5 protein-coding genes are annotated in these 6,171 nt (G+C 69.0%); 3 read left to right on the top strand and 2 right to left on the bottom strand.

The features are described from left to right. Positions 1–236: 236 nt before the first annotated feature. Together glp and ACMZ6R_RS19785 are read right to left on the bottom strand one after the other, a co-directional pair. The gene (gene glp, locus ACMZ6R_RS19790; RefSeq protein WP_416114676.1) at positions 237–1,472 is read right to left on the bottom strand and encodes a gephyrin-like molybdotransferase Glp; all 1,236 of its coding nucleotides are present in this window, start codon (positions 1,470–1,472) and stop codon (positions 237–239) included. 15 nt (positions 1,473–1,487) lie between these two features. After that, positions 1,488–2,468 carry a glucokinase gene (locus tag ACMZ6R_RS19785; protein WP_416114675.1) on the bottom strand — a complete coding sequence of 327 codons (981 nt, stop codon included), beginning with the start codon at positions 2,466–2,468 and terminating at the stop codon, positions 1,488–1,490. Between the two features lie 86 nt (positions 2,469–2,554). On the opposite strand from ACMZ6R_RS19785, the gene ACMZ6R_RS19780 reads away from it, so the two are divergent. The 3 genes from ACMZ6R_RS19780 (at position 2,555) to ACMZ6R_RS19770 (ending at position 6,116) form a co-directional block, all read left to right on the top strand. Next, positions 2,555–3,184 (top strand): LysE family transporter, encoded by a 630-nt coding sequence (locus ACMZ6R_RS19780; RefSeq protein ID WP_416114674.1) that lies wholly within the window; start codon positions 2,555–2,557, stop codon positions 3,182–3,184. Positions 3,185–3,268: 84 nt separating this feature from the next. After that, a complete protein-coding gene (locus tag ACMZ6R_RS19775) occupies positions 3,269–4,156 on the top strand; it encodes a carbon-nitrogen hydrolase (protein WP_416114673.1) in 888 nt (295 codons plus the stop codon). Positions 4,157–4,178: 22 nt separating this feature from the next. Then, entirely contained in the window at positions 4,179–6,116 is a 1,938-nt protein-coding gene (locus ACMZ6R_RS19770) for a molybdopterin biosynthesis protein (RefSeq protein WP_416114672.1), read from the top strand. The last annotated feature ends 55 nt before the right edge of the window (positions 6,117–6,171 follow it).

Below are 6,171 nucleotides of genomic sequence, written 5' to 3'. Positions count from 1 at the left end.
GTGGTTGTCGCCGCAATCGTGTCCGGCGTCGAGGCGCGAAAGCGCCTCGTGTCGTCGGGCCGATTGCGGCGACAAGTATTCGAACTCCCGCTACCCCGCCAGAATCCCACCCGGCAAAGCGTGAAGGGGGGTCCGGGGGGCCCGTGGCCCCTCGGCGGGGTGCAGGGGCGGAGCCCCGCTTCCGCTTCCTCCTCTGCCTCTGCCTCCTCCGCCTCCCCGACCTTCCCGGCCGCCGCCTAAATCGGTCGGACCGCCACTTCGCGGCCGCCGGCGTAGCCTTCCAGGTCGGCGGGGATGACGATGAGGCCGTCGGCCAGGAGCAGGGTCTTGAGCAGTCCGGACTTGCCGAGCACGGGGTGGGCCAGGGGCAGTTGGCCGGGGCGCTGTTCCAGGCGCACCCGGACGTGGTCTTCGCGGCCTTGCTTGGAGGCGACGTTGCGCGAGAGGATGGCCGGAAAGGTTCGCACCGGGCGGTCGAAGGCGGCGACGTCGCCGGCCAGGTGGGCCAAAAGCGGCGCGCCGAAGACGGCCATGACGACCTGGGCCGAGGTGACCTGGCCGGGGAGTCCGATGACCGGGCGGCCGGCGAGGTTGGCCAGGATGGTCGGCTTGCCCGGGCTTATGGCCACGCCGTGGGCCAGGATGTCCGCGCCGAGGCCGCGCAGGGCGTCGAGGGTGAAATCGCGCGCGCCGACGGAACTGCCGCCGGAGAGCAGGGTCAGGTCGTGGGCGGCTGCGGCATCGGCCAGGGCGGCGGTGATGCCGGGCAGGTCGTCGGGCACCAGGGGAAAGGCGTGGGCTTCGGCTCCGGCGGCCGCGACCATGGCCGAGAGGGTATGGGTGTTGACGTCGCGGATCTGTCCCGGCCGGGGCGTGGCCGAGGCCGGCACCAGTTCGTCGCCGGTGGAGAGCACGGCCACGGAGGGACGCCGGCCCACGGCCACCGTGGTCTGGCCCAGGGCGGCCAGCATGCCGATTTCCTGGGGCCGCAGCTTCGTTCCGGCGGCGAGGATGCACTGCCCCATGGCCGCGTCCTCGCCGGCGAAAAGCATGTTTTCGCCCGGGGCCACGGGCCGGCGGATTTCGATGGCTCCGGCCCCGAGGTCCTCGGTGTATTCCACCATGACCACGGCATCGGCACCTTCGGGCAGGAAGGCCCCGGTGACGATGCGGGCGCAACGGCCGGGCGGCAGCGGCTGGTCGGGGATGACGCCGATGGGAATGTCCATGGCCAGGTCGAGGTAGGAGGGGCTGTTCTCCGTGGCCCCGAACGCCTCGGCCGCGCGCACGGCGTAGCCGTCCATGGCGGCCCGGCCGGCGGGAGGCAGGTTCTCGCCGGCAAAGACGTCTCCCGCCAGAAACCGTCCCCGAACCGCGTCGAGGGCCACGGTTTCGGCGGGCAGGGGGGCGAAGGTTCGCAGCAGCTTTGTAAATTCGGCCGTGGACACGGCCCGGAAAAATCCCTCGCGCATGGCGTTGTGATCCTTTTAGCCCGTTTGTGACAGCAGGCTTTTGCCCACGCTCGCCGCACCGAAAAGGCCGGTGTTGGCGTTGCGCACCAGCCGTACCCCCATGGCGCGCAAAAGGCCGCCGAGGGGAGGGGAGTCGTAAAACTCCCGGGCGAAGGCCGGATGGGTGACGAGCAGCGGATTTTTGGCGGCCACGCCGCCGGAAATGTAGACCCCGCCGGCGGCCAGCACGGTCAGGGCGTAATCGCGGGCGGCCCGACCGTAGAATCGGGCGAAAAGCTCGGTGGTGCGGCTTTCCGGGGTCAGGCCCGCGCCCACTTCGGCCGGGGTCAGGCGCTCCCCGGTCAGGAACTCGTGCAGGGCGGACAGGCCCGAGCCGGACAGCACGGAGTCGCCGCGCACGTAGTTCTCCCCGGTCAGCCGACGCATAAACGTGGCAAAGGCGTGCTCCGCATCGCCGAAAAATGGCACCGAGGCATGGCCGGCTTCCGAGGCCAGGGCCAGCCGGCTTCCGTCATGCATGGGCACGAGCACGGCGTGGCCGAATCCCGTGCCGGCCCCGATCACGGCCTGCACCCGGGAAGCGTCCATCGTCCCGGGCAGCACCACCTCGGCCTCGTCGGCCAAAAGCGCGCAGCCATGGGCCTGGGCCAGAAAATCGTTGATGCAGGTGGCGCGGGTGAGCCCATACGCGCGCTCCAGGCCGTCCAGGTCGAGGTCCCATTCGATGTTGGCGAAGCTGATCCGCCGCCCGACCACCGCTCCCGGCACGGCAAACACGGCCGCGTCGGCCGTCTGCGGCGCAAGGTCGAAGCCCGCCTGGGGCAGGCTGTCGAGCAGTTCAAGAAAAGAACCCGCGGCATTGGTCGAAGCCCAGACCGACGCCCCGAGCGCGAGTTCGCCGGACGCCGACAGCGTGAAATGCCCAAACCGGCTGTGGGTGCCGCCGATGTCCGCGGCCAGGATGTGTTTGGGGAACTCCGCGCCCAGGGGCGTCATGGTTCCTCCTTGAAAGAAGGGGGTTTTTCCGGCACGGTGCCATCGCGCCATCGGCAGTGTGCCGGGGCGCGCCCGGAAACGCAAGTATGCCCCAGACTCAAGCTTCCATCGCCCTGGCCGCCGCCGCCTTGGGACTGTCGGCCGGGCTTTCGCCCGGACCGCTGCTGTCCCTGGTCCTGACCCAGACCCTGACCCACGGCCCGGCCGAAGGCGTCAAGGTGGGGCTGGCCCCGCTTATAACCGACGCCCCCATCATCATCGGGGCCTGGCTGGCGGTTTCCGCCGCCCATGGCGCGCCCACGGTGCTCGGCCTGTTGTCCCTGGCCGGGGCCTGTCTGCTGGTGCGTTACGGCATCGAATGCCTGCAAGCCCCGCCACCGAACGCCGGGAAGCCGGATACCGCCCCGAAGTCGCTGTGGCGCGGCGTGGCCGCCAATTTCACCAATCCCCATCCCTATCTTTTCTGGACCACGGTGGGGGTGCCCATGCTCATCGAGGCCGCCCGCTCGGGCACGGCCGCCGTGGTCACGTTCCTGGGCGTTTTTTACGCGGCCATCGTCGGGGCCAAGAGCATGGCCGCCGTGCTGGCCGGGCGGTTTCGCCGGTTCCTCGGCAGCCGCGCCTACCGGCTGCTCATGGCGGTCCTGGGGCTGTCGCTTTTCTACTTTGCCTTTACCTTCGCCCGCGACGGGCTTTCCCTGCTGGGGAAGGCCTGATCCGCCATTGTCCTTTGCCGCGTTCCTCCGTATTGTGTTAAGTTGTCGCACAGACCGCAATCAAACCGCCTGGAAGGTGAAACCATGGCCGCTCCGTTTCGCTTAGGGCTCATCCAGATGGCCCCGGAAAAAACCGTGGCCGATTCCCTCGAAAAAGCCGCCGCCCGCGTGGCCGAGGCGGCCAAGGCCGGAGCCAATGTGGTCTGCCTGCCGGAACTTTTCGCCACACCCTATTTCTGCCGCAATCAGGACCACGCCGCCTTCGGCCTGGCCGAGCCCATTCCCGGCCCCACCACCGCGGCCATGGCCACCGCCGCCAAGGCCGCCGGCGTGGTGGTCGTGGCGCCGCTTTTCGAGCGCCGGGGACCGGGCTGCTACCAGAATTCCCTGGCCGTGCTCGGCCCGGACGGCGAACATCTCGGCGTCTACCGCAAGATGCACATCCCCCACGACCCGGGTTTCGAGGAGAAATTCTACTTCGCGCCCGGCGACCTGGGTTTCAAGGCCTTCGACACCCCGTTCGGCCGGGTGGGCACGCTCATCTGCTGGGACCAGTGGTTTCCCGAAGCGGCCCGGGCCACGGCGCTGAAGGGAGCGTTGGTCCTGTGCTACCCCACGGCCATCGGCTGGCATCCTTCGGAAAAAGCCGAATATGGCGAACGGCAGCGCGACGCCTGGATCACCGTGCAGCGCGGCCACGCCATCGCCAACGGCATCTACGTCGCGGCCATAAACCGCGTCGGCATCGAAGGCGGCGGGGAAGGTTACGGCGAGACCCTGGAGTTCTGGGGCTCGTCCTTCGTGGCCGACCCGTCGGGACAGATCGTGGCCCAGGCCGGCATTGCCAAAGAGGAAATCATCACCGCCGTCATCGATCCCCAGATCGTCGAAACCCAGCGCCGCCACTGGCCCTTTTTACGCGACCGCCGCATCGACGCCTACGGCGGATTGTGCCGGCTTTACGGGGAGTGAGCGGAGGAGAAGGAGCAACCCCATGAAACGAAACATCTACCTGCGCACCATTCCCATCGCGGAGGCGCTGTCGCGGGTCAAGGCCGTCCTTGACCGCAAGGCGCTCCTTGGCGTCGAACGCATCGGCTCCGACCGGGCGGCCGGACGCATCACGGCCGAGCCGGTCATTGCCCGCTATTCCTCGCCCACCTTCCACAGCGCCGCCATGGACGGCATCGCCGTGCGCGCCGCCGACACCTTCATGGCCCGGGAAGGTTCGCCCGTACGCCTTACCCCGGAAAAGGACTTTGTCTTCGTCAACACCGGCCATCCGCTGCCGAGCGCCTTCGACGCCGTGGTCATGATCGAAAACGTGGTCATGGACGGCGAATACGCCAGCATCGAGGCCCCGGTTTCGCCCTTCACCCATGTCCGGCGCATCGGCGAGGACATCGTGGCCACGGAGATGGTGCTGCCCCGGCACCGGCGCATCTCGCCCTATGACATCGGCGCGCTGCTGTCCTGCGGGGCGTTCGAGATTCCCGTCTACGAACGCGTGCGCATGCGCGTGATTCCCACGGGCGACGAGGTCCTGGATTTTACCGCCCGGCCCGTGCCCGGCCCGGGGCAGGTGGTCGAAAGCAACTCCATGCTGCTCGCCGCCCTGGCCGACGAGTGGGACATGACCTGCCTGCGTGTACCCCCGGTGCCCGACGATCCCCAGGCATTGGCCGACGCCCTTGAGGAAGGGCTCGATTCCGACGCCCACATCGTGGTCATGGTGGCCGGCTCCTCGGCCGGCAGCAAGGATTTCACCAAGGCCACCATCGCCAAATTCGGCGAGGTGCTGGTCCACGGCGTGGCCGCCATGCCGGGCAAACCGTCGCTTCTGGGCGTGGCCCGGGGCAAGCTCGTCGTCGGCGCGCCGGGCTATCCGGTCAGCTCCGTGGTCTGCTTCGAACGCCTGCTCTATCCCCTGGCCTGCTGGCTGACCCGGTCCGAACCCAAGACCCGGCAGACCATTGCCGCAACACTGGCCCGCAGCGTGCCTTCCCGCATCGGCATGACCGATTTCCTGCGCCTGTCCATCGGACAGGTGGGGTCGAGCTACGTGGCCCTGCCCCTTTCGCGCGGCGCGGGCAGCATTTCCTCCATGACCAAGGCCCAGGCCGTGGCCCAACTGCCGCCCGAGGCCGAGGGGCTGGAATCCGGGGCCGTGGTCACGGCCGAGCTGCTGGTGGACGCCGGCGACCTGGCCCGCACCCTGGTCTGCGTGGGCAGCCACGACAACACCCTCGACATCCTGGCCGACATGCTCATGCGCCGCGATCCGGCCATGCGGCTGGCCTCCAGCCACGTGGGCAGCATGGGCGGGCTGATCGCGCTCAAAAACGGCTCGGCCATGCTGGCCGGCTCCCACCTGTTCGACCCGGACACCCGGGATTTCAACTTTCCGTTTCTGGCCAAGTACCTGCCCGGCCTGGACGTGCTCGTGGTCAACCTGGCCATCCGGGAGCAGGGGCTCATCGTCGCCCCGGGCAACCCCAAGGGCATCACCGGCGTGGCCGATCTGGCCCGGGAAGGCGTGCGCTACATCAACCGCCAGCGCGGCGCCGGCACGCGCATTCTCTTCGACCACCACCTGACCGAGGCCGGCCTGACCCCGGACCGCATTTCCGGCTACGAGCGCGAGGAACACACCCACATGGCCGTGGCCGTCAACGTGAAGACCGGCTCGGCGGACTGCGGCCTGGGCGTGTATGCGGCGGCCCGGGCGCTCGGGCTCGATTTCGTGCCCCTGGCCCGGGAACGCTACGATCTGGTCATCCCCGAGGCCCTGCGCGACGATCCCAAGATCGAAGCCGTCATCGACGTGATCGCCGGCGAGTCCTTCAAGGAACAGGTGCAGGCGCTCGGCGGCTACGGCACGGCCTGGTCCGGCCGGGTCATGCGCCCGGGCATGGGCCTGCCGGAGGCGTAAGAGGGGGAAGAGCCGGGGGAGGGAACCCCTTTTTGCAAAAAGGGGTTCCCTCCCC

It is taken from the genome of Solidesulfovibrio sp. C21, from assembly GCF_047785625.1.
Taxonomy (GTDB): Bacteria; Desulfobacterota; Desulfovibrionia; order Desulfovibrionales; family Desulfovibrionaceae; genus Solidesulfovibrio.
Note: the sequence above shows the minus strand (reverse complement) of the source record. Positions and strands in the feature narration are given on the sequence as shown.

Excerpts from the sequence above, each read along its gene's own strand:
- glp (WP_416114676.1), bottom strand. The coding sequence starts at position 1,472 with ATGCGCGAGGGATTTTTCCGGGCCGTGTCCACGGCCGAATTTACAAAG.
- ACMZ6R_RS19785 (WP_416114675.1), bottom strand. The coding sequence starts at position 2,468 with ATGACGCCCCTGGGCGCGGAGTTCCCCAAACACATCCTGGCCGCGGAC.
- ACMZ6R_RS19780 (WP_416114674.1), top strand. The coding sequence starts at position 2,555 with ATGCCCCAGACTCAAGCTTCCATCGCCCTGGCCGCCGCCGCCTTGGGA.
- ACMZ6R_RS19775 (WP_416114673.1), top strand. The coding sequence starts at position 3,269 with ATGGCCGCTCCGTTTCGCTTAGGGCTCATCCAGATGGCCCCGGAAAAA.
- ACMZ6R_RS19770 (WP_416114672.1), top strand. The coding sequence starts at position 4,179 with ATGAAACGAAACATCTACCTGCGCACCATTCCCATCGCGGAGGCGCTG.